30 protein-coding genes and 2 pseudogenes are annotated in these 25,188 nt (G+C 45.1%); 27 read left to right on the plus strand and 5 right to left on the minus strand.

Going from position 1 to position 25,188, the window contains the following annotated elements; genetic code table 11:
- Window positions 1-107 (minus strand): annotated as a pseudogene (locus CIK89_RS13865) (IS982 family transposase); the annotation flags it as partial.
- 177 nt (window positions 108-284) lie between these two features.
- Here CIK89_RS13865 and CIK89_RS11830 point away from each other — a divergent pair.
- From CIK89_RS11830 to CIK89_RS13965, 16 genes are all read left to right on the plus strand, one after another.
- Window positions 285-887 (plus strand): YqiA/YcfP family alpha/beta fold hydrolase, encoded by a 603-nt coding sequence (locus CIK89_RS11830; RefSeq protein WP_094391577.1) that lies wholly within the window; start codon window positions 285-287, stop codon window positions 885-887.
- Window positions 888-914: 27 nt separating this feature from the next.
- Window positions 915-1,214, plus strand: a complete 300-nt coding sequence (trxA, locus tag CIK89_RS11835) for a thioredoxin (RefSeq protein ID WP_022121765.1) — start codon at window positions 915-917, stop codon at window positions 1,212-1,214.
- A 4-nt stretch (window positions 1,215-1,218) separates the two neighbouring features.
- Complete coding sequence (locus CIK89_RS11840; RefSeq protein ID WP_094391578.1) at window positions 1,219-1,515, plus strand: nitrous oxide-stimulated promoter family protein; 297 nt, start codon at window positions 1,219-1,221, stop codon at window positions 1,513-1,515.
- A gap of 16 nt (window positions 1,516-1,531) precedes the next feature.
- The gene (locus CIK89_RS11845) at window positions 1,532-2,167 is read left to right on the plus strand and encodes an HAD-IA family hydrolase (RefSeq protein ID WP_158215026.1); all 636 of its coding nucleotides are present in this window, start codon (window positions 1,532-1,534) and stop codon (window positions 2,165-2,167) included.
- 4 nt (window positions 2,168-2,171) lie between these two features.
- Complete coding sequence (locus tag CIK89_RS11850; protein ID WP_094391580.1) at window positions 2,172-2,549, plus strand: YccF domain-containing protein; 378 nt, start codon at window positions 2,172-2,174, stop codon at window positions 2,547-2,549.
- A 24-nt stretch (window positions 2,550-2,573) separates the two neighbouring features.
- Complete coding sequence (locus CIK89_RS11855; RefSeq protein ID WP_094391581.1) at window positions 2,574-2,852, plus strand: DUF1294 domain-containing protein; 279 nt, start codon at window positions 2,574-2,576, stop codon at window positions 2,850-2,852.
- Between the two features lie 29 nt (window positions 2,853-2,881).
- Window positions 2,882-3,121, plus strand: coding sequence for a hypothetical protein (locus CIK89_RS11860; RefSeq protein ID WP_094391600.1), 240 nt, complete (start codon window positions 2,882-2,884; stop codon window positions 3,119-3,121).
- Complete coding sequence (locus CIK89_RS11865; RefSeq protein ID WP_094391582.1) at window positions 3,122-3,862, plus strand: YitT family protein; 741 nt, start codon at window positions 3,122-3,124, stop codon at window positions 3,860-3,862. It abuts the gene before it with no gap.
- Between the two features lie 41 nt (window positions 3,863-3,903).
- Window positions 3,904-4,572, plus strand: a complete 669-nt coding sequence (locus tag CIK89_RS11870; protein ID WP_094391601.1) for a hypothetical protein — start codon at window positions 3,904-3,906, stop codon at window positions 4,570-4,572.
- Window positions 4,573-4,574: 2 nt separating this feature from the next.
- Window positions 4,575-5,090, plus strand: coding sequence for a pyridoxamine 5'-phosphate oxidase family protein (locus CIK89_RS11875; protein WP_094391583.1), 516 nt, complete (start codon window positions 4,575-4,577; stop codon window positions 5,088-5,090).
- A 91-nt stretch (window positions 5,091-5,181) separates the two neighbouring features.
- Window positions 5,182-6,072: an AraC family transcriptional regulator gene (locus CIK89_RS11880; RefSeq protein ID WP_094391584.1), complete on the plus strand. Its 891-nt coding sequence runs from the start codon at window positions 5,182-5,184 to the stop codon at window positions 6,070-6,072.
- Window positions 6,073-6,200: 128 nt separating this feature from the next.
- Window positions 6,201-6,797, plus strand: coding sequence for a cyclophilin-like fold protein (locus CIK89_RS11885; RefSeq protein WP_216820472.1), 597 nt, complete (start codon window positions 6,201-6,203; stop codon window positions 6,795-6,797).
- A 4-nt stretch (window positions 6,798-6,801) separates the two neighbouring features.
- Complete coding sequence (locus CIK89_RS11890; RefSeq protein ID WP_216820473.1) at window positions 6,802-7,911, plus strand: alpha/beta hydrolase; 1,110 nt, start codon at window positions 6,802-6,804, stop codon at window positions 7,909-7,911.
- 4 nt (window positions 7,912-7,915) lie between these two features.
- The gene (locus CIK89_RS11895; protein WP_094391585.1) at window positions 7,916-8,458 is read left to right on the plus strand and encodes a flavodoxin family protein; all 543 of its coding nucleotides are present in this window, start codon (window positions 7,916-7,918) and stop codon (window positions 8,456-8,458) included.
- A gap of 20 nt (window positions 8,459-8,478) precedes the next feature.
- On the plus strand, window positions 8,479-9,294 hold the full coding sequence (locus CIK89_RS11900) for a carboxymuconolactone decarboxylase family protein (protein ID WP_094391586.1): 816 nt from the start codon (window positions 8,479-8,481) through the stop codon (window positions 9,292-9,294).
- A gap of 21 nt (window positions 9,295-9,315) precedes the next feature.
- Window positions 9,316-9,447 carry a hypothetical protein gene (locus CIK89_RS13965; RefSeq protein WP_256387567.1) on the plus strand — a complete coding sequence of 44 codons (132 nt, stop codon included), beginning with the start codon at window positions 9,316-9,318 and terminating at the stop codon, window positions 9,445-9,447.
- 182 nt (window positions 9,448-9,629) lie between these two features.
- On the opposite strand, the gene CIK89_RS11905 is transcribed toward CIK89_RS13965, so the two are convergent.
- Window positions 9,630-10,922 (minus strand): ATP-binding protein, encoded by a 1,293-nt coding sequence (locus tag CIK89_RS11905; RefSeq protein ID WP_094391587.1) that lies wholly within the window; start codon window positions 10,920-10,922, stop codon window positions 9,630-9,632.
- Between the two features lie 1,166 nt (window positions 10,923-12,088).
- Between CIK89_RS11905 and CIK89_RS11910 the strand changes: the two genes are divergently transcribed.
- A complete protein-coding gene (locus CIK89_RS11910) occupies window positions 12,089-12,841 on the plus strand; it encodes an EFR1 family ferrodoxin (RefSeq protein ID WP_094391588.1) in 753 nt (250 codons plus the stop codon).
- Between the two features lie 235 nt (window positions 12,842-13,076).
- Here the strand turns inward: CIK89_RS11910 and CIK89_RS11915 are convergent, their stop codons facing one another.
- Window positions 13,077-13,628, minus strand: a complete 552-nt coding sequence (locus CIK89_RS11915) for an NUDIX hydrolase (protein ID WP_094391589.1) — start codon at window positions 13,626-13,628, stop codon at window positions 13,077-13,079.
- 86 nt (window positions 13,629-13,714) lie between these two features.
- The gene (locus tag CIK89_RS11920) at window positions 13,715-14,527 is read right to left on the minus strand and encodes an MBL fold metallo-hydrolase (protein ID WP_094391590.1); all 813 of its coding nucleotides are present in this window, start codon (window positions 14,525-14,527) and stop codon (window positions 13,715-13,717) included.
- A gap of 193 nt (window positions 14,528-14,720) precedes the next feature.
- On the opposite strand from CIK89_RS11920, the gene CIK89_RS11930 reads away from it, so the two are divergent.
- The 3 genes and pseudogenes from CIK89_RS11930 (at window position 14,721) to CIK89_RS14055 (ending at window position 16,644) form a co-directional block, all read left to right on the plus strand.
- Complete coding sequence (locus CIK89_RS11930) at window positions 14,721-15,356, plus strand: nitroreductase family protein (RefSeq protein WP_094391592.1); 636 nt, start codon at window positions 14,721-14,723, stop codon at window positions 15,354-15,356.
- Between the two features lie 37 nt (window positions 15,357-15,393).
- A pseudogene (locus CIK89_RS11935) lies at window positions 15,394-16,149 on the plus strand (MBL fold metallo-hydrolase); the annotation flags it as partial.
- A gap of 15 nt (window positions 16,150-16,164) precedes the next feature.
- Window positions 16,165-16,644: an N-acetyltransferase gene (locus tag CIK89_RS14055; RefSeq protein ID WP_371591459.1), complete on the plus strand. Its 480-nt coding sequence runs from the start codon at window positions 16,165-16,167 to the stop codon at window positions 16,642-16,644.
- A 150-nt stretch (window positions 16,645-16,794) separates the two neighbouring features.
- Here the strand turns inward: CIK89_RS14055 and pyk are convergent, their stop codons facing one another.
- Window positions 16,795-18,219 carry a pyruvate kinase gene (pyk, locus tag CIK89_RS11940; RefSeq protein WP_094391593.1) on the minus strand — a complete coding sequence of 475 codons (1,425 nt, stop codon included), beginning with the start codon at window positions 18,217-18,219 and terminating at the stop codon, window positions 16,795-16,797.
- A gap of 193 nt (window positions 18,220-18,412) precedes the next feature.
- On the opposite strand from pyk, the gene pyrB reads away from it, so the two are divergent.
- The 7 genes from pyrB (at window position 18,413) to CIK89_RS11970 (ending at window position 25,023) form a co-directional block, all read left to right on the plus strand.
- Window positions 18,413-19,360: an aspartate carbamoyltransferase gene (gene pyrB / locus CIK89_RS11945; protein WP_094391594.1), complete on the plus strand. Its 948-nt coding sequence runs from the start codon at window positions 18,413-18,415 to the stop codon at window positions 19,358-19,360.
- The gene (locus tag CIK89_RS11950; RefSeq protein WP_094391595.1) at window positions 19,357-19,803 is read left to right on the plus strand and encodes an aspartate carbamoyltransferase regulatory subunit; all 447 of its coding nucleotides are present in this window, start codon (window positions 19,357-19,359) and stop codon (window positions 19,801-19,803) included. The genes pyrB and CIK89_RS11950 overlap by 4 nt, the downstream gene beginning before the upstream one ends.
- A 150-nt stretch (window positions 19,804-19,953) precedes the next feature.
- On the plus strand, window positions 19,954-22,332 hold the full coding sequence (locus CIK89_RS11955; protein WP_094391596.1) for a TonB-dependent receptor: 2,379 nt from the start codon (window positions 19,954-19,956) through the stop codon (window positions 22,330-22,332).
- A gap of 87 nt (window positions 22,333-22,419) precedes the next feature.
- Complete coding sequence (gene mce / locus CIK89_RS11960) at window positions 22,420-22,824, plus strand: methylmalonyl-CoA epimerase (protein WP_094391597.1); 405 nt, start codon at window positions 22,420-22,422, stop codon at window positions 22,822-22,824.
- A 33-nt stretch (window positions 22,825-22,857) separates the two neighbouring features.
- Entirely contained in the window at window positions 22,858-24,423 is a 1,566-nt protein-coding gene (locus tag CIK89_RS11965) for an acyl-CoA carboxylase subunit beta (RefSeq protein WP_094391598.1), read from the plus strand.
- A 12-nt stretch (window positions 24,424-24,435) separates the two neighbouring features.
- Entirely contained in the window at window positions 24,436-24,585 is a 150-nt protein-coding gene (locus CIK89_RS13680) for a hypothetical protein (protein WP_173815098.1), read from the plus strand.
- A 12-nt stretch (window positions 24,586-24,597) separates the two neighbouring features.
- Window positions 24,598-25,023: a biotin/lipoyl-containing protein gene (locus CIK89_RS11970; protein ID WP_094391599.1), complete on the plus strand. Its 426-nt coding sequence runs from the start codon at window positions 24,598-24,600 to the stop codon at window positions 25,021-25,023.
- Window positions 25,024-25,188 lie beyond the last annotated feature (165 nt).

A 25,188-nucleotide genomic window follows, 5' to 3' on the forward strand; every position in this document is an offset into this window, starting at 1 on the left:
ACTCCGCTATTGTCTTCCAGCAAATTTCCTGCATTTTCTGCATCAAAATGTTTGCAAAACTCGTCTATAATACAAAATAATTCTGTAACTTTGCAATCGGTAGTCATATTAAATATTTTTGTAACTAATTGATTTTCACCTATAAAGATACAAAATATTTGTAAGACTACCAACTTTTTACAAGCTATTTATTATCCCGAACTGGGGTATTATTTTATTTTCTCTCAGATAAATGAACTTGCATTCATTTTGTATTGTCTTCGTTTTGCACTATCTTTGCACACATGAAGAAGATACTTTTTCTACACGGATTCTTCGCCACGGGCAGTTGTCCGATGGCGAAGGCATTGAAAGAGGCGTTTGAGGGGACAGCGGTGGTGCTGACTCCCGACCTCCCATTGCACCCCAAGGAGGCACTGAAGGAGATTCGCTCCATCATCGACCGGGAACAGCCCGACTTACTTCTAGGCAACAGCTGCGGCTCTTTCCTTGCCCAGATGCTGGCTCCGGTGGTGGGCATCCCTGCCCTGCTTGGCAATCCGTATTTCATGATGACGGAGTTTCTGAAGGAGCGAATCGGAGAGCATGAATACAAGGCTCCGAGAAGAGACGGCAATCAGCGGCTGGTAATTGACGAGGCGTTGATTAAGGAGTTTGCGGAGTTGGAAGCCGTACAGTTTGACCATTGCACCCCATATTATAAGAATCGTGTGTGGGGACTATTTGGTGAACAGGACACCCTGGCTCATTTCGCCCCTCTCTTCCTGGAGCATTACAACCAAACCTTCCATTTTCCAGGCGGTCACACGCCTACAGAGCAGGAGGTAAAGACCTGGTACGCTCCCCTTGCCAAGAAAATGTTGATGAAGTTTTCAGTAAACTTTTAATCGTTTCACAGAGATAGATAAATAATTATGGAGACATTCAATAATGTAATAAACAGTGGCCAGCTTGTTCTGGTCGATTTCTTTGCTACATGGTGCCAACCTTGCAAGGCGATGCACCCCATTCTGGAGCAGGTGAAGAGTGTGTTGGGCGACCGCATCCGAATCATCAAGGTGGATGTAGATAAGTATGGCGTAACAGCAAGCCAATACCGCATCCAATCCGTGCCTACACTGATGCTCTTCCGCAACGGAGAAGTATTGTGGCGCACAAGCGGTGTGGTAGATAAAGCCGAACTGCTGGCTACGCTTGATCCATTCTTAATATAAAAAGATGAAAAGAATAAAGGAAGAGCAGCGAGTTGTGGAGCAGATGATACGTTTGTACTGCAGGAAGAAGGAGGGCAATAATGAATTATGTCCTGGGTGCCAAGAGTTGCTACAGTACGCTACTGCAAGGCTGGAACGCTGTAAGTTTGGCGATAACAAACCAACTTGCAAGAAGTGTCCCATCCACTGCTATCGCCCTCAGATGAAAGAACGAATGTGCAAAGTGATGCGCTGGGCGGGACCGAGAATGATTTGGTATCACCCGATAGCTGCCATCAAGCATGTCATAAGAGAATTGTAACAATAAGAAAATGAGCATGAAACAGATAGAAACACTCGTCTTTGATTATGGAGGTGTCATCGTGAATATTGATGATGCCTCTGTTGTAAAAGCCATGGAGAGCCTGGGCGTTACGGCGTTCAAGCGACTAATCCATGTCCGCAAGATCAAGAGACTGATGCACCAATATATTAATGGTCTGGTAGCGGAAGCAGAAACTTTGAAAGAGATGCTGAGCCTTTGCCGCAAAGGAACCAAAACAGAGGATATTGAAAAAGTACTTGAAGAGCTGTGTGGCAATCTGCCTGTGGAAAGACTGGAGGCATTGGTCAAGCTTCGGAAACGATACAAGGTCTATCTGCTCAGCAACATCAACGACACGCTTTGGCAGAAATCGGTCAATCAGATGAATCAGCTTGGATATTCCACAGACGAGCTGTTTGATGAAATCTTCCTCTCATACGCCATGCGGAAAGAGAAGCCATCCGTCGAAATCTATGAAGAGATGACGCAGCAGACAGAATTGAATCCTGCCACCACCCTCTATTTCGATGACCGTGCCGAGAATGCCGAAGCAGGCAAGCGTTTTGGTTTTCAGAGCGTACTGGTAAAGACCAATCATCTGGAAGAGCATCAGGAATGGCAAGAAATTAACAAGAATATAAAAGAATAATCTTATGCGCATAATAGGAAACTTACTTTGGTGGCTCTTCGGAGGTCTCGAAGCTGCCATCGGTTATTTTACCGGAAGTCTGGCTCTTGCATGTACCATCATCGGCATTCCCTTTGCGATACAGACATTCAAGATTGGTCTGCTCTGCCTATGGCCTTTTGGTTCTACAGTAAGAGAATCGAATAGTCCAACTGGTTGCATTCGCATTCCGCTGAATTTACTCTGGCTGTTTTTCGGAGGATTGTGGGCTTGCATCATGCATCTGTTCTTCGGCATTCTCTTATGTATAACCATTATCGGCATTCCTTGGGGGAAACAGCATTTCAAGATGGCTGGGCTTTCGCTCGCACCATTCGGCAAGGATGTAGAATTGGGATTTTAAAGAGATAAAAAAGTAGTTGAAAGGATGAATACATTACACAGTTGCCTCGCCTACCATCTCCTTGTCATCAATGCAGTTACATTCATCGTGTACGGCATTGACAAGTATAAGGCTAAGAAGGCCAAGTGGCGCATTCCGGAAGCCACGCTTTTGTTGCTGGCTGTGCTTGGAGGAAGCATTGGGGCATGGATGGGAATGAAAGTCTGGCACCATAAGACGATGCACAAGAAATTCAAATACGGCATTCCTGCTATTCTCCTGATACAGATTGCGCTGATGGCGTATTTCCACATGAATCTTTGAAAACAAATAGTTTGAAGAAAATTATGGCAATGACAATTGATACAACAAACCTCTGTTCGCATCTTCAAAAAAAGTTGTTTGAACCTGAGGGAATATATTATCCTATCTGGCAAGCCATGCAGAATGATGAGGGGTTGACAGCCGTGGTTCGCTCACGACAGCTTCATATTTATCGTAACGGTAAGAAGATTCTCATTCTCGCTGGCAAGGCTCAGCCGAAGATTATCAGAGAGGATAAACTGAACGAATTGATTAAGAAAATAATATAAATGATTAAGGAAGAAGAAGTTATATCTTTTGTATGGCAGCATATTCTGCTGCTCGTTTCGCTCTATGTAATGACTTTCGGAGTCGCAGCATGTGTGCGAAGTCAGTTAGGTTCAAGCGTTATTTCCACCATCCCTTACGTGATGGCTTCGGCAGGTAAGATGCTTGATTACATCCCAGGATGGACTATCGGCGGCTACACCATCATGATGAATGCAATCTTCGTGGTGCTGCAGATTCTGATTCTGAGAAGAAACTTCGAGTGGGTGCAACTCTTCCAGCTCGCTATCGGCTTTATCTTCGGAATGTTCATAGACCTCAATATGGTACTTACACAGTGGATGGTTTCAGAAAATATCCTGGTCAATGCCCTTGTGCAGATTGCCGGTTGCACCATCCTCGGTTTCGGAATTGCCATGGAGGTGAAGTGCGGCTCAGTAACCATGCCTGGCGAGGGCATTTCCATCGCCATTCACAAGGTTACCGGCTGGCCTTTCCCTAAAGCCAAGATTCGGGTGGACATCACGCTCGTGGTCTTGGCCGTCTTGTTCTGTTTCCTGCTTCTCGGTTCATGGAAATGGGAGATCGTGGGCATCGGAACGCTCTTCGCCATGGTCTATGTAGGTGTTACAGTTCGCCTATTCAACAAACATCTTGCATGGTTCGACCGCCTGCTCCACTATCGTCCAGGTTGCCGAAGATATGTTTACGGACTGGCACGATACATAAGAAGACAGATGTAACGTCAAGATTATTTAAGTTCAACGGATAAAAATAGATGAACATGAATTTTCCAGAAATATATTCAGCAACAGGCATGATGGAGCTGATTCAGCAAATCGGCTTCCTCCCTCTCCTTGATAGCGGCATTGAAGGCTTCTCTGCCGAAGACATCGTAGCAGAAGACTGCGGTTACGTAAGACTTCCTGAAGGCGGTTGGGACTGGCCGCTATGGAAATGGAAGGGCGAGATTGTGCAGGAAATGCCATGTATGTACGGAAAGTTTTTTAACAAGAAAGCAGGATTCATCAGCCAGGAATGGTGGCCTGACTTCTGCAACTACAGAAGAAACAAATACCCCCGTCCGGATGAAGAATCGATAGAAGGAGCCATTCTCTGCACGCTTCAATCTACTGGCAGTCTCATCACGAGAGAACTTCGGGCAGCCTGCGGTTTCACGGGCAATGGAATGAGAAGCAAGTTTGACGGTTATCTCACCCGACTGGAAATGGCAACTTACATCGTGACCGAGGATTTCATCTATCCTCGTGACAAGCACAATCACGAATATGGCTGGGGTTGGTCGCTACTCAATACTCCCGAAGATCTCTATGGCAGGGAGGTTTGCCAATGCAACCGCACTCCCCAGGAATCTTATCAGACGATTTTCGAGCATCTGAAAGAAATCCTGCCTGATGCTTCGGATAAACAGATCATTAAATTAATTGGATAAAAATGAGAAAGGAATCAAGAGAAATGGATAGCCAATGGGCATTGGAAGTAATGCATAAGGCTCCGTATATAACGGTCAGTTTTATTGACGAAGACGGCAAGCCTTATGGTTTACCCCTGTCACTCGCATCAGATGATGATGTGAATTGGTATTTTCATGGTGCCTTGGAAGGCAAGAAGCTGGAGGCAATCAAGGCTCATCCTGAGGTTTGCCTTTCAGCCGTAACCCGTTGTGCGCCTACGGTTGGTCCGAAGGACGGCAGTTTCACCCTGCAATTCAAATCAGCCATTGCATTCGGCAAGGCAGAAATCGTGACAGAGGATGCAGAGAAGATTCATGGCCTCCGACTGATCTGTGAACGTTTCCTTCCTCAACACATGGATGCTTTCGACCAGAGCATCGCCCGTTCCTTATCGCGCACGGCTGTTGTTCGCATCACGCTTACTGAGCCACCAACCGGCAAGCGCAAGCAATATGATAAGGAAGGCGTGGAAATGAAATATGGAAGAATGGAATAAATCTCCGATAATGGTAATATCTTCCGAAAACCAGGTATAAGCTCTTTAGGAGAATGTGCGTATCTTTGCAGAAATTTAAAAGCATAGGATTATGAAGGAATTATTCTTTAATACCATACAGGAGTTTAACGACTACATTGGGGTGAAAACGCTTCATCCCTTGGTAAGCGTTGTGCGTGTAGAGAATGCCTCTCCTATACAGGAGGCTGTGCATCACTACGGACTTTATGCCCTCTTTCTGAAGGAAAACAAGGGCTGCAAATTGTCATACGGAAGAACAGAATATGATTTTGACGAGATGACCGTCACCTCGTTTGCTCCAGGACAGTCGATTAAGGTAGAACCCATTCCAGGTGTTCCGTTTGCCAAATATACGGTATTGGCTTTCCATCCCGACCTGCTCAACCGCACCCAGCTTGGCAAAAACATCTCCCGATACGAGTTTTTCGACTATACAAGCAACGAAGCATTACACTTATCCACTGCCGAGGTAAACATCTTCCGTGATGTGCTCTCAATGATTAAGCAGGAACTGCAGCATCCTATAGATAAGCATTCGCGCGAACTCATCGTTTCCAACATCGAGTTGTTGCTGAACTATTGTCTGCGCTTCTACGACCGACAGTTTATCACACGCGAGGAAATAAATCATTCGGTGGTCAAGAAATTCATCTCTCTGCTCGATGAATACATTGCCCAGAAGGCGGAGCATGAAGGTCTGCCTACCGTAGCTTACTTTGCCGACAAATGCTGCTATTCGCCTAAATATTTCGGAGAATTAGTCAAGACCGAGACAGGCAGAACTGCAAAGAGTCTGATTAACGACCGACTGCTTTCTGCAGCCCGCCAACTACTTGATGATGAAACCCTCAGCATTACACAAATCAGCCAGCACCTCGGCTTTGAATATTCTCAGCACTTCGTCCGCTTTTTCAAGGCACAGACGGGAAAGACTCCAAGCGAGTACCGCAAAACTGCATAGATACAAGGAAGCATGTTTTGATAGAAACGGAATAACGGTAATGTCTTCCGAAAACAAGGTATAAGCTCTTTAGAGAAATGTGCGTATCTTTGCACCAGTTTTTTAATCATCAAACAAAAAGGTTTAATATGAAAAGAATGGGCTTGCACATTTACATCATGTTCATGGCGCTGACGGCTATGGCTTGCCAAAGCAATGAGGTAGAAGCTACGCCATCTGACAAATCAGTAAGCACAATGAACATCACAATCAATGGAAAAACGGTTTCGTGCCAGCTCGTTGAAAATTCATCAACAAAAGCACTTCTGGCACAGTTGGAAAAGGGAGACATCACCTACGAGGCTGATGACTATGGCAACTTCGAGAAAGTGGGAAACATAGGCATCAGTCTGCCACAAAACAACGAGAGTATCACCACAACTGCTGGCGATGTGATTCTGTATCAAGGCAATAACATCTGTCTTTATTATGGCACAAATTCATGGACATTTACCCGTCTGGGGAAGATTGAGGGAATGAGCAAGGATGAAATCAAGACGTTTCTCAATGCCGGAGGTGGCAGCGTAAAAGTTAAACTTTCATCAGGTTCTACTACCGGAATAAAGCAAACACTTGCAGACCGGAAGGCTCCAAGCGGAAAATATTCGCTTGACGGGAGAAAGTTTAAACAGGCTCCCAGCAAGGGTGTCTATATTGAAAACGGAAAGAAAATTATAAAGAAATAGAACCATGAACAGATTATTCACATTTATAGCAACAGCCCTCATTTTTTGGGCAGGAAATCTAACAAAAGTAAAAGCAGGAATTATGAACAAAGAGATACAATTAGTACAGGATTGGGACAAGACTTTTCCTAAAAGCGAGAAGGTAAATCATGAGAAAGTGACATTTAAGACCCAATATGGTCTTACTCTTGCAGCCGACCTCTATATTCCGAAGAACGCTGAAGGAAAGTTGCCTGCCATTGCCGTGAGCGGTCCTTTCGGAGCCGTCAAGGAGCAATGTTCAGGTCTCTATGCACAGACCATGGCAGAGCGTGGATTCATCACCATCGCTTTCGACCCTTCGTTTACAGGTGAATCTTCAGGCGAGCCTCGCCGTACGGCTTCTCCCGACATCAATACGGAAGACTTTCTGGCAGCTGTAGATTACCTCAGCATGCGAGATGATGTAGATGCAGGGCGAATCGGCATCATTGGCATTTGCGGCTGGGGCGGAATCGCTCTGAATGCTGCTGCGCAAGACCCTCGCATCAAGGCTACTGCGGCAATAACCATGTATGACATGAGTAGAGTAAGCGGAAATGGGTACTTTGACGCAGATGACAGCGAAGAAAGCCGATATTCGGCACGAAAAGCATGGGCAGAAGCTCGCACAGCCGATCTCAAGAACGGAACATTCACTATGGCTGGCGGCGTGGTTGACCCATTACCGGAGAATGCACCGCAGTTTGTAAAAGACTATCATGCCTATTACAAAACACCACGAGGCTACCATAAGCGTTCGGGCAACTCAAACGACGGTTGGCGCACCACCGGTTGCCAGGCTTACGCCAACACCCGTTTCCTATATTACATCAACGAAATCCGTTCGGCAGTACTCATTGTGCATGGAGAGAAAGCGCATTCCCGTTACTTCGGAGAAAGCGCCTTCAGATATATGATGGATGGGAAAACGGAAGGCTACGACTTCGAAAGAAAGCCCAACCCGGTTCCGAACAACAAACAACTGCTCATTATCCCAGGAGCCTCTCATTGCGACCTATACGATGGTGGTGGGAAAGGATTGATTCCTTGGGACAACATCGAGGAGTTCCTGAAGAAGAATTTAAAAAGATAATACAATGAAGAAAGTAATAATCATCTCGACCAGTTTGCGTACTGGTTCAAATAGCGACATGCTCGCAGATCAGTTTATCGAAGGTGCCAAGGCTGCAGGTCATGAAGTGGAAAAGATTTCGCTTGCAGGAAAAGACATCAAGTTTTGCAAAGGCTGTCTGGCATGTCAGAAGTTGGGCAAGTGTATCATCAAGGATGATGTGAACGACATCATGCAGAAGGTGCTGAATGCCGATGTGGTTTGCTGGGCAACACCTATATATTATTATGAGATGAGCGGACAAATGAAGACCCTCATCGACCGCATGAATGCCATGTTCGCGCTTGACTACAAGTTCCGTGATGTTTACATGCTCACTACGGCAGCCGAAAATGAGCCGGAAGTGCCTAAGCGTGCTGAAGCCGGACTGACAGGCTGGATTGACTGCTATCCAGAGAGCCATCTTGCCGGCACTCTGTTCTGCGGTGGTGTTGACGCTCCACGTACCATTCTAGGCAACAAGAAACTGCAGAAAGCATACGAGTTAGGAAAATCTGTCAAGGGATAGAAACTCAACTATTGATTCTTATGAAAAAATATGCAACATTCATCATATTAACGACTATTTCATTTAATATAATGGCACAACAGAAAATAGTACAGACAGCAGGGCGCACCCAGCTGGGTGAGTTTGCCCCGGAGTTCGCCCACCTCAACGACGACATCCTCTTCGGAGAAGTATGGAGCCGCAATGACCTGCTTTCATTGCGCGACCGCAGTTTGGTAACAATCACTTCGCTCATCAGCCAAGGAATCACCGACAACTCGCTGAAATATCACCTGCAGTCGGCAAAAAACAATGGAATTACTCGCACGGAAGCGGCAGAGATTATTACTCACATCGCCTTCTACGCCGGCTGGCCAAAGGCCTGGGCTGCCTTCAATCTGGCAAAGGAGGTATGGAACGAGGACGTGAAAGGAGAAGATGTCAAGGCTGCATTCCAGCGTGAGATGATATTCCCTGTTGGCGAACCCAACACCGCTTACGCCAAATACTTCAAAGGTAATAGTTATCTGGCACAAATATCCGACAGTCAGATACCTTTCTTCAATGTTACCTTTGAGCCTGGTTGCCGTAACAACTGGCACACGCACCACGCCACAAAGGGTGGCGGACAGATGCTGGTAGGCGTAGCCGGACTTGGCTGGTATCAGGAAGAAGGCAAGCCTGCGCAGGAAATCCTTCCCGGCACAGTCATCCATATTCCTGCCAACGTGAAGCATTGGCATGGTGCCGCAAAAGACAGCTGGTTTGCCCACCTCGCCTTTGAAATACCTGGCGAAAACACATCCAACGAATGGCAGGAGGCTGTAAGCGATGAGGAATATAACAAGATAAAATAGCAACTATATGATTTTACAATTATGAAGAAGATAAAGTTAAGCAATGGCGTGGAAATGCCACAATTGGGTTATGGTGTTTATCAGGTGGAACCTGATCCAACCCTACCCTCACCCAGATTGGCGAGAAATATGGCAAGACTGCTGCACAGGTAGCCTTGCGCTGGCTGTTGCAGAGCGATGTAATCATCAGCCGTGATGTAATCAGCGACATGCACACCACTGAGTTCCACATGATGCTAACTTCCGATCATTAAGGTCATTAAGGATTTCCGGTTATTCAAGATGTCCCAAGTTGTCCCTCAATGCCCCTCTATCTTATAAATAGGGTCCATTAATTATTCGATTATTGCAGATACAGAATATAAAGGATAATTGGCAAGCCAATCCTGCTCTCTATAAGGTGACATAGATAGGCGCACACCTTTTAATCCCTGATTACGTTCCACAAACACCCTCAGACTCTTAGCTTGTAAATTTTCCTCAGCCTTTACTTCTATCGGAATGATTCTTTCCTCATCCTGCACCAGGAAATCAATTTCACCACGTGAATTATCTGCCGACCAATAATAGATTGACAAAGAAGCTTTCTCCTTAAGCTGCTGCAGGACATACTGTTCTGTCAGCGCCCCTTTAAAATCAGAAAACAACACATTTCCTTCCAACAAGCTTTGGATAGGAATATTGCTCATGGCTCCCATCAGTCCCACATCAGACAGAAATAACTTAAAAGCAGAGAAATCTTCGTATGCAGCCAAAGGCAACAGGGCCTTCTTGCAGCGGTTCACCTTATAGATTAACCCTGCATCTTTCAGCCATTCGATGGCGAGCTCAAAATCCTTTGCTCTGGCCCCTTTCTTCACAGCACCATAGATAAATTTCTTGTTTTCCTTGGCGAGCTGGGATGGAATGGATTTCCATACCATTCGGATACGTGGAACTTCTATAGCCGGTGCATGTTTGGAAAAATCACGCTCATACGCTTCAAGGATTCCTTTTTGAATGTTTCTGACTTTAGACAGATTCCCCTCACAGACAAAAGACTGGACTACAGCCGGCATTCCCCCTACCAGATAATACTGTCGCAGACATTCCTCGAATTTATTCCGGAACATGGTTATCATATTCCAATCCTTTTTCATGAGCAATTCCACCATCCTACTTTCACCGATTGCATCCAAAAATTCAAAGAATGTAAGGGGGTATAAATGCATAAAATCTACCTTACCTACAGGAAAAGAGTCATTCTGATGCATCGCAATTCCGAGCAATGAACCTGCAGCTACGACATGATATTGAGGTGCTTTTTCTGCAAAATACTTTAACGCGGTGATGCCCCTGGGCGCTTCTTGTATCTCATCAAGGATAATAAGCGTATTCTCATCAATAGAAACTCCTGTACTCCATTGTATGCTATTAATAATGCGGGAAATATCAAAGTCATGCGCAAAAACTTCCCGGAGCATTTCATTGTCTTCGAAGTTCACATACGCACTATGGTTATAGGCCTCTTTGGCAAATTCTTGCATCAGCCAGGTTTTGCCAACCTGGCGGGCTCCAAGCATGACCAATGGCTTTCGGTCGTTACTTGCTTTCCATTGATATAGGTAGTCGATGGCTTTTCTCTTCATAACTATCTGATTGCTTGATAATTTCTGAATGCAAAGATACATTTTTTATTTCAAACCACGCCAAAAGTCGTCCTTAAAAGTGTAGAAAAGCACAAAAAGTCGTCCTTAAAAGTGTAGAAAGCCACAAAAAGTCGTCCTTAAAAGTGTATTTCCAGTGGTCATATCCTGATAGATATTACCTCTACCTTATAGTCTTCTGTCTCTGTCTGCATCATGTTAAGGACAAAAGTAACAACAAGTACCATTCCCAATCGGAGGGAAGCCAGAAATCAAAATCATGGATCCACGGAGCACACAGAGCACACAGAGCTCACGAATCATCGGAATTACAAACTGCCCTTCCCATCAGGTTAGACAGTTTCCCGTCAAGTCTTCGATAGTTTCTCGCTATTATCTCGTTCGACGTTCGTTGCTCTTTCGTTCGTTTTTCGCTTATTCCTCGTTCGGTCCTCGTTCGGTCTTCGATAGACTAACGAATAACGAACGAGAGACGAACGAGAGACGAACGAGGACCTAACGAGAAGTGAACGAGAAGTGAACGAGAACCGAACGATAACCGGTCGGGTGGCAATCGAGCAATCATGCTCCTTATGTTGCAACCAGTTGGAGGTATTTGGAATAGTACATGTAAACATAAATGAATGATTTTTAGTTGTATGATATATGGTTTTTTGCTAAAGCGCCTTTTTGTTTACGACGCCATCATTTTGGTATTTACAAATGTACAACATCACACCCCCTAAATGCAAATATTCGCCCAATTTTGAGCTGATATTTAATTTTATTTAACTTATTTATAGATTTTTTATATAAATCACATATCAATTCAAGCTAAACATTTCGGTCAAGAGACAATAGTCAGCCAATATAGTGATATATCTTTTGTGCCTAACGAACCCACATAGGCTTCCAGATTATCTGTAATTAATATTTATCTTCAACATCCATCTTTAGTTATTTTTTAGACAATATTGTAGAAGTTGGCACAGCTGCTCATTTTTTAGATCTTTGTGTCATCAGCAATGTTATTACCTCATCCTTCGTTTTCATAGTGTCACCAGTTATATCATGACCTAAAAAACGATGGAGTTCAAAAGATTTCCATACAAAAGTACCAAAATTAAAAAAATCTATGGTACTTTTGTATCAATAATAGCAAGACGCGAATGGTTTTTTATTTTTCAGGAACAGGAAACAGCAAACATGTGGCACAATGCCTGGCGCATGCCACAAAAGAAAAGTGTGTGTCAATAACAGACTGCATGAGGAATGGCGAATTTTCATTTTCCTTATGCAAGGACGAACGCGTCGGATTTGTCACCCCTGTCTATTTCTGGGGGCTCCCCGACATCGTTGTAAGGTTTCTCAATCTGTTGAATATTACAGACTTGCGACATCACTTCATCTACCATGTGGTTACATTCGGAACTTCCACGGGGCAAGCACATTATATGATGCAACAACTACTGAAACATAAAGGCTTGTGGCTTGATGCAAAGTATAATGTGAGGATGGTGGATGTATGGACTCCCCTATTTGACGTGTCGAATCACGAGAAGTGCATGCGAAAAACGGAAGAAGCAGAAAAGACCATTACCCAAATAACGGAATGGGCTGTGGCTCGCAAGGCAGGCAACTTCGATTACCTGCGCCTTCCCCATTGGTTGGCACGCTGGTATTACCTCACCTACGACAGCCAGCGCAAGACCAAGCATTTCCACGTGATGAAAGACAAGTGTATTGGTTGCAATCAATGTGCGCATCAATGTCCAGAACAAGCCATAACGTGTAAGGACGGTTATCCTGTTTGGACAAAAGAGAAATGCACGCTCTGTCTGAAATGTCTGCACCACTGTCCACAGTTTGCCATACACTATGGTCATCAAACCATAAAACATGGTCAGTTCGTGCATCCATAAAATTGCTCACACAAATCACAGATTTACACTTTTTCCCTCCATGTGCCCACCAGTAAAACGTCAGAAATCACAGAAATTCTGGAGCAGCGAAGACAGAGTGAAAGCTCGGTTTCACGATATTGAGTCGCAAGAGAATAAGCCAAAGGCAAATCACGGAAATCACAGAAATTTTTATTTAGTTGTCTGAAAGCAAGAAATAAAACTTAGCGTGTGATCCGTGTGAGGGTTTGACAGTTTACGTGCGTGTGGCAAAAAACTTCCATAGTGGTGCCAACATCAATGCCTGGCAGAACTGACCAGAACGTAGCATCTCATAGACTTCATCTTTATCGCGAAAGAACACTTCCAAATCTTCCGTGGCATCAAGGTGCGTATCGGAAACGAGTTCTACACCCTCTGCCAAATAGGTATAGCACAGATTATTCATCACACTGGGATTTGGAGCCGTAACAAGGAATTGTGTCCACGTTCCACCACCAAAACCTGTTTCTTCTTGAAGTTCACGTTTTGCTGCATCCATAGGATTTTCCCCTTTTTCTACCACACCTGCAGGAATTTCGGTTGAAACAATCTTCAAACCATGCCGCCATTGCCGCTCCAGAATCATCTTACCATCTTTTGTTATGGCAATAACATTAATCCACGTAGGATATTCTAACGTATAATACTCATCGTATATACGACCATCAGGTAACTCAACCTTTTCCACCTTGGCGGTTAGCCAATTGCGCTTGAACAGATATTTCGTTTCAAGCGTTTTCCATTCCATTTCCTTATCACTTCTCATGATGCGTTATCGGATTTTTTGTTCATGCAATATATCTGTTACAAATTTACTCATTCTTTTCTAAACTTATAGTAAGAAGTCGCCTACTACCAAGTGATGGTATCGCCACCATGAAACTGATGCAACCTATCATTCTGATCTGACAGCATGTCGAAACAATGATCACCCGTACAATGGCCTGTATAGAACGTAACGTTGGAATATGTTTCGCGCAGACTGGCAGAAATGGCTTGCAACTGCGTATCGGTTTCGTAGTGTTGATCCAGATGGGAATCTAAAAGATGGAAGCCACCTATTGCCACGTCAAAAGGTTGTTTTACCGTCTCCAGTATGTTCAACAGTCCATTGTGGGCACAACCTGTGAAGAGCACTCCATCCACCAAGAATACGAGTTCGTGATGGAACGCATCGGCTGTAAGACTATCATCCGAAGTACGGATTAAAAGATTTTTATCGCCCAAGGGTAGTGCGTGGTGTTGCATGATATGGGCATAGACCTGTACGGGCCCCACCGTGGTATTGTTATCGACAAAGACAAAACGGTCTTGATACCTATCGAAATCAACATGACTGGTTATGGAATGTTGATAGCGACGCACCGATACATACTCCGCACCAGGAATCTGTGCAGAAAGTATGACCTTAGCTTTGCTGTTGATGGTAAGAAACGCATTCAGTCCACCTATATGGTCGCTATGACCATGGGAAATCAAGCAGTAGTCGATGTCGGATAAATCGATGTCCAACAGTGCTGCATTGCGGACAAAGAGATCCGATGCCCCTGTGTCGAGTAGAAACTTACCCGATGGGCCCTCCATATAGATAGAGAGTCCATGTTCTGTTTCCAGTCGTGCATCATTGGTGCGATTATCGCTCAGTATGACCAATCGGTTATTCATTGTTTTATGTCTTTTATATGATGGGGAATCTCCACGATAACGTGACCCTCGGTTATCAAGGTGTAAAGGTAGTGCTTTTTTTTAAGAAATGATAAAAATGCCACCTTTTTCATGAGTATTTCACAATTATTGGTTATCTTTGTATGATATAAGTTACATTGATACCATTCATTAGGCATAACAGTTAGCAGAAATGAAAATGAAGAAGATTTTATTAGGAATGGCTGTCGCGCTGACGCTGACGGCATGCAACGAGAACAAGCAACAGGTAACGACCGCAACAGATACTGCAAAAACGGTGACCGATGTGATGATGAGTCGCAGAAGTATCCGCGCATACAAAGACTCTGTCATCAATCGTGAGACCCTGAATGAGATTCTGAAATGTGGTATCAATGCCCCAAACGGTCAAAACCTACAGTCGTATGAAATCAGAGTGATTGACTCTCCTGCCCTCATCGACTCTATTACGCAAGCCGTAGTAAAAGACAATCCGAAGATTGCTGAGCGTAAAGGTTTTAAGAACATCTTTGTGAATGCTCCCTGTGTGATCTGCATCGCCAACAATACCGAATACGACATGTCGCAGATAGACTGTGGACTGCTGGGTGAGAATATCATTCTCTCGGCATGGGATAAAGGTATCGGTTCATGCTGTCTGGGAAGTTCTGCACGCTGGATACAAGATTCTCCATCTGCCAAGCCATTCCTTGACCGCATGGCATTCTCCAAGGGTTATCAGCTACTCTACTGTATTGCCTTAGGTTATCCATCAGAGACTCCAGACGCAAAGCCAAGACGCGATGACATGATCAGATATATGGAATAAGAACCTGATAAGCATTCGGACAACAAAAGACACGATGATACGACTCACCTATCTCTTCCACAGCGGTTTTGTTTTGGAAACAGACCATTGCGTGCTAGTATTTGACTACTGGATGGATCCTGCCCAAAAGATGGAGCGCTTTATTGGACCACAAAGTCAGAAACCAATATATGTCTTTGTCAGTCATTTCCACGAAGACCACTTCACGAAAGAGATCTTCACATGGAAAGCCACCACGCCTGATATCACCTATATTCTATCAAAGGATATTCTGAAGCATCATAGAGCGTGCAAAGAGGATGCTGATATGTGGATGACCAAGGGTATGGTGTGGAACGACAGCCATATCCAAGTGACTGCTACTGGTAGTAACGACAGTGGGGTCAGTTGGATAATAGAGACCGCCGATTACCGCATCTTCCATGCAGGTGACCTCTGCAACTGGTTTGCCCGTTTTTTGGCAGAGGGCACTCCTGAAGGAAAAGTGTATAGCGAAGAATGTGACCAATGGATAGAGCCTGTGGCAGAAGAGAAGCAGTTTTTGGGCGAGTTGAAAGACATCAAGAAGATTGCCGATAGCTTCGATGTGGTTATGTTCCCCATAGATGGTCGTATTGGCAATGGATATACATTAGGAGCACGCCAGTTTATAGAGCGCTTTAAAGTAGGATTATTGGTTCCCATGCACTTTGTGATGAGCGGTTTTGACTCTGCCTGGCGCATGGAACCATTCTGCCAAGAAAAAAAAGTTCCGTTTTGGTGTATCAGAAACGAGGGAGATAGCATCACACTCGCAGACCATCTCGTCATCAGACAGACTGCACCAGAAGACCTGCCACGCCTCAAGGAGATTTTTGCCATTGCCCGGAAATTCATGAGTGAAACAGGCAATCCAGGGCAATGGGACGAGAACTATCCTGGTGATCAACTCCTTCGTGAGGATATGGATAATGGCGACAGCTATGTAATACAAAAGGGCAACACCATTGTTGCCACCTTTGTATTACGTGGTGGAACAGATCCCACCTACAATGTCATCTACGACGGACAATGGTTAAACGATGAACCGTATGCTGTCATCCATAGGGTGGCAAGTAGTGGAGAGGTGAAAGGGGTTATCCGAGTTGTACTGGACTTTGCACGCCGGCAATATCGGAACATCCGAGTTGACACACATGCCGACAACAAAGTGATGCAACACCTGATGCAGAAAGAGGGATTTCGATACTGTGGCGTTATCCACTGCTGGAACGGTACAGAGCGACTGGCATACCAGTATGTGCAATAGTAAAAGGTGGCACACGTGAAACTAAGAAATAGTTTATTTTCTATTAAACTTTCACTATCTTTGAAATGACACTACAAAACAATGCCCGACCATAGATGAAGCATATTCGTCAATGGTCGGGCATTAAGATATGTAATAATGTGTATGTCTTTATTCTGAAAGATGGAATTTAGATACCTCGCTAACGGTATTGATTTCCAAAAGTTTTGTTCCACCACCATCGCTGATGTTTCCCGATAGGTAGGCAATCTTGTCGTCAGCCTGAAGATAACCTTTCTGACGAAGCATGCGAACCGCAGCTTGGAAAAGACGCTGCTTAGAGATATGGTCTTTCTGGAAAACAGGAATAACACCATACGACAGGTTGAGCAAACGCTGAAGTTTCTCGTTATAGCAAACAGCAAGTACGGGGTTGGGACCACGGAATGCAGCCAAATCACGGGCAGTCCTGCCACTTATCGAATCGATGATAATACCTTTGACACCCAAGCGTTCTGTTGCCTCAATGGCACTATGCGCCATAAATTCACGAATGTCGCAGTTGGGAGACAGAGGAACCTCGATATCGTTCTCGCGCAATTTGTCACATTCAGCCTGTTCGGCAATGGTCGCCATGGTTTGTACAGCCTCAACAGGATATTTTCCGCTGGCTGTTTCACCACTAAGCATCAATGCGTCGGTACGATAATAGATAGCATTGGCGATATCGGTCACCTCAGCACGTGTAGGACGCGGATTATTGATCATGGTATGCAGCATCTGGGTTGCCACGATAACAGGTTTGCGTTTCTGCACGCACTTACGGATAATCTGACGCTGAATACCAGGAATACGCTGAATGGGAATCTCTATACCAAGGTCACCACGCGCAATCATGATACCATAGCTGGCATCGATAATCTCATCGATATTATCAACACCCTCTTGGTTTTCAATCTTTGAAATGATCTTGATATCAGAATGATAAGCATCGAGAATCGCCTGTACGGCACGAACATCGGCAGCAGAACGCACAAAACTATGAGCAACGAAATCGATATCTTCTTCGATAGCCAACATGATGTTATGACGGTCTTTGTCGGTCAATGCAGGCAGGTCGATATGACGTCCCGGTACATTGACACTCTTGTGGCTACCCAGTTGTCCATCATTCTGTACCTGTGCAATAACAGCAGGTCCGTTGATATCCAGTACCAACATATCGAGTGCACCATCATCGAAGAGAATGTGGTCGCCCACTTGCACATCGTTGGCAAAATCAACATAAGAGAGATTGATGATATCATGCTCTGTATCCACTTCAGGACGACCGAAGATCTTCACCACATCGCCCGTTTTATAATCAATCGGCTGGTCACAACCGGTAGTGCGTACCTCAGGACCTTTAGTATCAATGAGCAAGCCAATATGGTGGCTCACAGCACGTGTATTGCGGATAATCTCACGCAGACCGTCTTCTGAAGCATGGGCGGTATTCATGCGCACCACGTTCATACCGGCATCAAAAAGTTGTCGAATAAAATCCTGACTGCATCTGCGGTCGCTGATGCTGGCAACAATCTTTGTCTGTTTCATATATAGATATTAATTAATGTATATTCTTGACGTAAGTAACGAGGGGGGATGCTTGCATAGGAAAAGCAATACCAACCGACTAAGATTTTGCAAAGTTAGTCTAAATTACGAAAATTACAAAATAAAATAGCTGCAAACTGTCGATAATTCGATTTTTTGCTTTAACTTTGCATCATATTAACAAACACCTAATATGGAAAAGCATGATTTTGTGACTATTGCCAATCTCACACGAGAAAAAATTCTCTATATGATTGAGATGGCACAGGAGTTTGAGCGCCATCCCAACCGCGAGTTACTCAAAGGAAAGGTTGTGGCTACACTCTTCTTTGAACCTTCCACCCGCACCAGACTTAGTTTTGAAACAGCAGCCAACAGACTCGGAGCACGCGTCATCGGTTTCGCAGATCCGAAGATTACCAGTGGTACAAAAGGCGAAACGCTGAAAGATACCATTTCTATGGTTGCCAACTACGCAGACGTTATCGTGATGCGCCATTATATTGAAGGCGCTGCACAGTATGCTGCGGAAGTTACCGATGTGCCCATTGTCAACGCGGGCGACGGTGCCCACCAGCACCCCTCACAATGTATGCTTGACCTTTACAGTATCTACAAGACCCAAGGTACCCTTGACAACCTCAACATCTACCTGGTGGGAGACTTGAAATATGGACGTACCGTCCACTCCCTTCTGATGGCCATGCGTCACTTCAACCCCACATTCCATTTTGTGGCTCCGAAAGAACTTGCCATGCCGAAGGAATACAAAATCTATTGTGAAGAGCACGGCATCAAATATCAGGAGCATACCGCTTTCAACGAGAAAGTCATTGCTGATGCCGACATCCTCTACATGACACGTGTACAGAAAGAACGCTTCTCAGACCTTATGGAATACGAACGTGTGAAGAATGTATATATCCTCAACAACGATATGTTGAAACTGGCAAAGCCCAACATGAAGATTCTTCATCCCCTGCCACGTGTCAACGAAATTGCATACGATGTTGACGACAATCCACATGCTTATTATATCCAACAGGCAGGCAACGGACTCTTTGCGCGCGAAGCCATCTTCTGCGATGTGCTCGGCATCGATTTGTACCAAGTAAGAAACGATCAAACCATTATCCCATGAACAAAAACGAAATGTTGGTTGCCGCCATCGAAAACGGCACCGTAATAGACCACATACCTTCTGAGAAAACATATCAGGTGGCACAGTTGCTCAATCTTGACAAACTTAGTTCTACCGTCACTATCGGCTATAACTACAGATCGAAGAAACTCGGCAAGAAAGGTATTATTAAAGTAGAGGACAAATGGTTTACCGACGAAGAAATCTCACGGTTGTCGGTCGTAGCACCTAATATTGTGCTCAATATCATCCGTGACTACGAAGTAGTAGAGAAAAAAACGGTATGTACACCCGATGAGATCAAAGGCATTGTGAAATGCAACAATCCAAAGTGTATTACCAACAACGAACCGATGCCTACTTATTTCCATGTCACCAACGGCATCCTCACCTGTCACTATTGCGAAAAGGAACAAGATATTAATAAGGTGGAACTGGTATAAGCCATTCCCCACCCTTTTGACCATATCACCCCCGACAATCGCCACACAACAGAGCGACTTGTCGGGGGTTTCTGCATAACGCCAAGCGTTTGGCGTATGAAAACATCACATTTCACACAATAAATCCGCCCCGCACTCGTTATACTGATAATGAAACTGCAAAGAGTCATCATCACTATACTCGCACTACTCACCTATTCATGGGCAGAGGCACAGTCGTTCTCACTATCGGGAAAAATTCTCGATGAAGACGGTCACGGCCTACCCTTGGCAACAGTCAGTTGTCAGGAGCAACATGCCACAACCATTGCCAATTTCAAAGGCGAATATTCACTCCATCTTAAATCGGCAGACTCTGTCAAGGTGCGTTTTTCGATGATTGGCTACCAAACCAAGACACGCACCCTACGCCGTCCCAAAGGACGTCAACGCATGGTAGTGACGCTTTACCCTGCCACTACACTCAACGAAGTTGTAGTGACACAACAAAAGCGCCAAACCAATACCATGCAACAACTGAAATCCGATGCTGTCCGCCATGCACCATCAACAGCAGGCAACGGCATAGAGGAACTCGTTCAACAGCAAGCAGGCGTCTCCACCCATAACGAACTGTCGAGTCGATATAATGTCAGAGGCGGTTCGTTTGACGAAAACTCAGTATATCTGAATGGTACGGAAATCTACCGTCCCATTCTGGCAAAAACCGGGCAACACGAAGGACTCTCCATTATCAATTCAGACCTGGTCGATAAGATAGGATTCTCGTCGGGAGGTTATGAAGCAAAATATGGCGGTAAGATGTCCAGCGTGCTCGACATCACCTATCGCAGGCCGCAACAATGGGAAGGCAATATACAAGCAAGCCTGTTAGGTGGATCAGCTTATGTGGGCTATGGCAACAAGCATTTCTCTATGTCTCATGGGTTGCGTTATAAAACCAACAGATACCTACTGGGCAGTTTGGAAACAAAAGGAGAATATAAACCACGATACCTCGACTACCAAACCTATCTCAGTTGGCGTCCAAACCAACAATGGGAAATTGAGGCATTAGGAGACTATTCAGAAAACAGATACCACTTCACACCCACAGACCGAGAGACCTCATTCGGAACAATACAGAACGCAAAGACCTTCAAAGTATATTTCGACGGACAGGAGCGTGATCTGTTTCGTACTGCCACAGGAATGACTTCCGTCAGTTTTAGTCCCTCCAATAAAACCATAGTGCGTCTGCAAGGATCAGCCTTCCATACCCGCGAGCAGGAACGCTATGACATACAGGGACAATATTGGCTCGATGATACACAGACTTCTGAAAACCTCGGAGTAGGCACCTATCGGGAACATGCCCGCAATTACCTGACTGCTCATGCAGAACAACTCCAACTGACAGCATCCCATCGCAACAGCCGCCATCATTGGGAAGCAGGTTTCACAATGAAATGGGAGCACGTCAAGGAGCAGTCGAAAGAATATGAGATGCGTGACTCCAGCGGCTATAACATCCCCCATAAGAGCGACCGCCTTGACATGATTTACTCGATGAGCAGTCGCCAACAAGTGACATCCACCCGAACAGAAGCATACCTACAAGACCAGATAAAATGGCAGTTGGGCACCGACAGCCATCAATCCTATTGCACCTTGAATATCGGCTTAAGATGGGCAAGATGGAATTTCAATAGCGAGTCAACACTATCTCCGAGACTGAGTTTTGCCATTATACCAGCCTTCAATTCCGACATGACATTTCGTTTGGAAACAGGCATCTACTACCAGTCACCTTTTTATAAAGAGATGCGCGATACGACCACCGCCAATGGTGTAACGACCGTGGCGCTCAACAGTCATATCAAAAGTCAACGCTCCATCCACATCGTAGGTGGATTCGATTATCAGTTCCGCATGTGGGGACGACCTTTCCGATTCACAGCAGAAGCCTACTATAAGAAATTAGACCACCTTATTCCATATAACATGCAAAACATGAAAATCGTCTATGAGGGTAATAACATCGCCAAAGGCCATGCCACAGGAATCGATTTCAAACTCTTTGGTGAGTTTGTTCCAGGCACAGACTCATGGCTGACCCTCTCGCTGATGAGTACCCGACAAGACATCAATGGTATCAGCACACCATTACCCACCGACCAAAGGTGGGGTGTCAACCTTCATTTCACAGACTATTTCCCCGGTACCGAACGATGGAAGATGACGCTTCGCCTTGCTTTCACAGACGGACTCCCCTTTGGTGCGCCACACCGCGGATTAGAACAGCAGCAATTCCGTGCGCCAAGCTATAAGCGAGCCGACATCGGAATGAACTATCTGATAGCAGGACAGACCTCATCCAAGCGCAAGGGTCTGCGCCATATCTGGCTCGGTATAGACCTGCTCAATGTGTTTGGTACAGCCAATGTCAGCAACTACTATTGGGTAACCGATGTGACCAATCAACAGTATGCAGTCCCCAACTATCTTACGGGCAGACAAGTAAACGGAAGAATCACAATCGACTTTTAATTAGTGTTAATTCATTGGTGTTTTTCGTTTCCGTAACTTTTTATTAGTATCTTTGCAGCAGATTTAAATACATTAATTTAAAACAACATGAAAATTTCGCACATTGAGCATCTGGGCATCGCAGTCCAGAGCATCGAAGAGAGCCTCCCTTACTTCGAAAACGTATTGGGACTCAAGTGTTATGCCGTTGAAACGGTAGAGGATCAGAAAGTTAAAACCGCATTCTTGAAGTGTGGTGAAGTGAAACTCGAACTGCTGGAGCCGACATCACCCGAAAGCACTATCCAGAAGTGGCTTGACAAAGGCAACAAGGGTGTACACCACGTAGCTTTCTGTGTAGAAGACGGTGTTGCCAATGCATTGGCAGAGGTTAGCGAAAAGGGCGTTCGTCTGATTGATCAGGCTCCCCGTAAAGGTGCTGAGAACCTCAACATTGCATTCCTCCACCCCAAATCAACCGCAGGTATCCTTACCGAACTTTGCGAACACTAATAGATCATTCAAGTTAAGAATCAAAATACAATTATGTCTAAACAGTTAGAAAAAATCAAGCAGCTCATCGAGAAGCGTGAGAAAGCTCGTCTCGGTGGTGGTGAGAAAGCCATCCAGAAGCAGCACGACAAAGGAAAATATACAGCACGTGAGCGCATTGAGATGTTGCTCGACAAAGGCTCTTTTGAAGAATACGATATGTTCAAGGAACACCGTTGCCACAATTTCGGCATGGAGAAGAAGCAGTTCCTTGGCGATGGTGTAGTAGCCGGTAGCGGTACTATCGACGGTCGTCTGGTATTCATCTTTGCCCAGGACTTCACAGTTCATGCAGGTTCTCTCTCTGAGACCATGAGCCAGAAGATTTGCAAAGTGATGGACATGGCCATGAAGATGGGTGCTCCCCTGATTGGTATCAACGACTCAGGTGGTGCCCGTATTCAGGAAGGTATCAACGCTTTGGCAGGTTACGCAGAAATCTTCGAGCGTAACATCCTCGCTTCGGGTGTTATCCCACAGATTTCAGGTATCTTCGGTCCTTGCGCAGGTGGTGCAGTTTACTCTCCTGCTCTTACCGACTTCACTCTGATGATGGAAGGCACCTCATACATGTTCCTCACAGGTCCAAAAGTAGTAAAGACCGTAACAGGTGAAGATATCGACCAGGAGCACCTCGGTGGTGCAAGCGTTCACGCTTCAAAAAGTGGTGTAACCCACTTCACCGCTAAAACAGAGGAAGAAGCTATTGAAATGCTGAAGAGCCTGTTGAGCTATATTCCATCTAACAACATGGAGCAAGCTCCTCGCAAGGAGTGCAACGACCCCATTGACCGTTTGGAGGATTCCCTCAACGAGATCATCCCTGAGAATCCCAATGAGGCATACGATATGTACAAGGTAATTGGTGCTATCATCGATAATGGCGAGTTCTTTGAAGTACAGCCTAAGTTTGCTAAGAACATCATCGTAGGTTTCGCTCGTTTCAATGGTCAGAGTGTCGGCATCGTAGCCAACCAGCCTTCTTGCTATGCAGGTGTGCTTGACGTAAATGCTTCACGTAAGGGTGCACGCTTTGTACGTTTCTGCGATGCATTCAACATCCCCATTGTATCACTCGTTGACGTACCAGGCTTCCTTCCCGGCACAGGCCAGGAGTACAACGCAGTCATTCTGCACGGTGCTCAGTTGCTCTACGCTTACGGTGAAGCTACAGTACCCAAGATTACTGTTACCCTGCGTAAGTCATACGGCGGTTCTCATATCGTTATGGGTTCAAAACAGCTCCATACCGACCTCAACTACGCATGGCCTTCAGCTGAAATTGCTGTTATGGGAGCAAGTGGTGCTGCTGCTGTTCTCTATGCGAAGGAAGCTAAAGCCAAGAAAGAAGCAGGTGAAGATGTTAAGTCATTCATTGCCGAGAAGGAAGAAGAGTACAACGAACTCTTTGCCAATCCTTATCAGGCAGCAAAATATGGCTATATTGACGACGTGATTGAACCACGTAACACTCGTTTCCGCATCTGCCGTGCGCTTGCTCAGCTTGCCACCAAGCGTGATGCACTGCCCGCTAAGAAGCACGGTAACATTCCGATGTAAAATATCCCGTCTATGAAGAATGAAGTATATGCAGCTATTGCCATGGCTCTTCATGAGTTCAAAGGCAATAATGTCCACGACAAAGAGTCATGCATCATCACTATTGATGACAAGCAGACCCAGTGGAATGGATATGCTCTGACTATGACAGAACATCCCTAAACACAAAGCGCGATGAAAAAAGAATACAAATATACAATTAATGGCAACAAGTATGAAGTAGCCATTGGTGACGTTGTCGAGAACATGGTTACCGTCAATGTCAATGGTGAAGAATACAAAGTGGAAATGGAACCAGAACCTGAAGTGGAGAAGGTTGTTGTGAAGCCTGTTGTGGCAAAGCCCACAGCAGTTCCATCAGAAGCTCCATCAGGAAGAGCCAACTCCAACAATGCGCTTAAGGCTCCACTGCCAGGTGTCATCACAGAGATTCGCGTCAATGTAGGTGACGAAGTACAGGCAGGCGACGTAGTCTTGGTATTGGAAGCTATGAAGATGGCTAATAATATCGAGGCAGAGAAGAGCGGTAAGATTACCGCAGTATGCGTTCAGCCTGGACAGAGCGTCATGGAAGATGATGCACTTGTAGTAATCGAGTAATCTCTATTCATACTAAATAAAGGAGGGAGCCTCTACTGTGAAGTGAACCCCGAAAGTTAGACAAAAAACTTTCGGGGTTTATTATGCAAAAGAGAAAGAAGCATGGTTATGCAGAATGTCTGAAGTACATGCAAATGATCAAAGAAGGAACATCCATTCATGCAA

It is taken from the genome of Prevotella sp. P4-119 (assembly GCF_002251345.1).
Lineage (GTDB): Bacteria > Bacteroidota > Bacteroidia > Bacteroidales > Bacteroidaceae > Prevotella.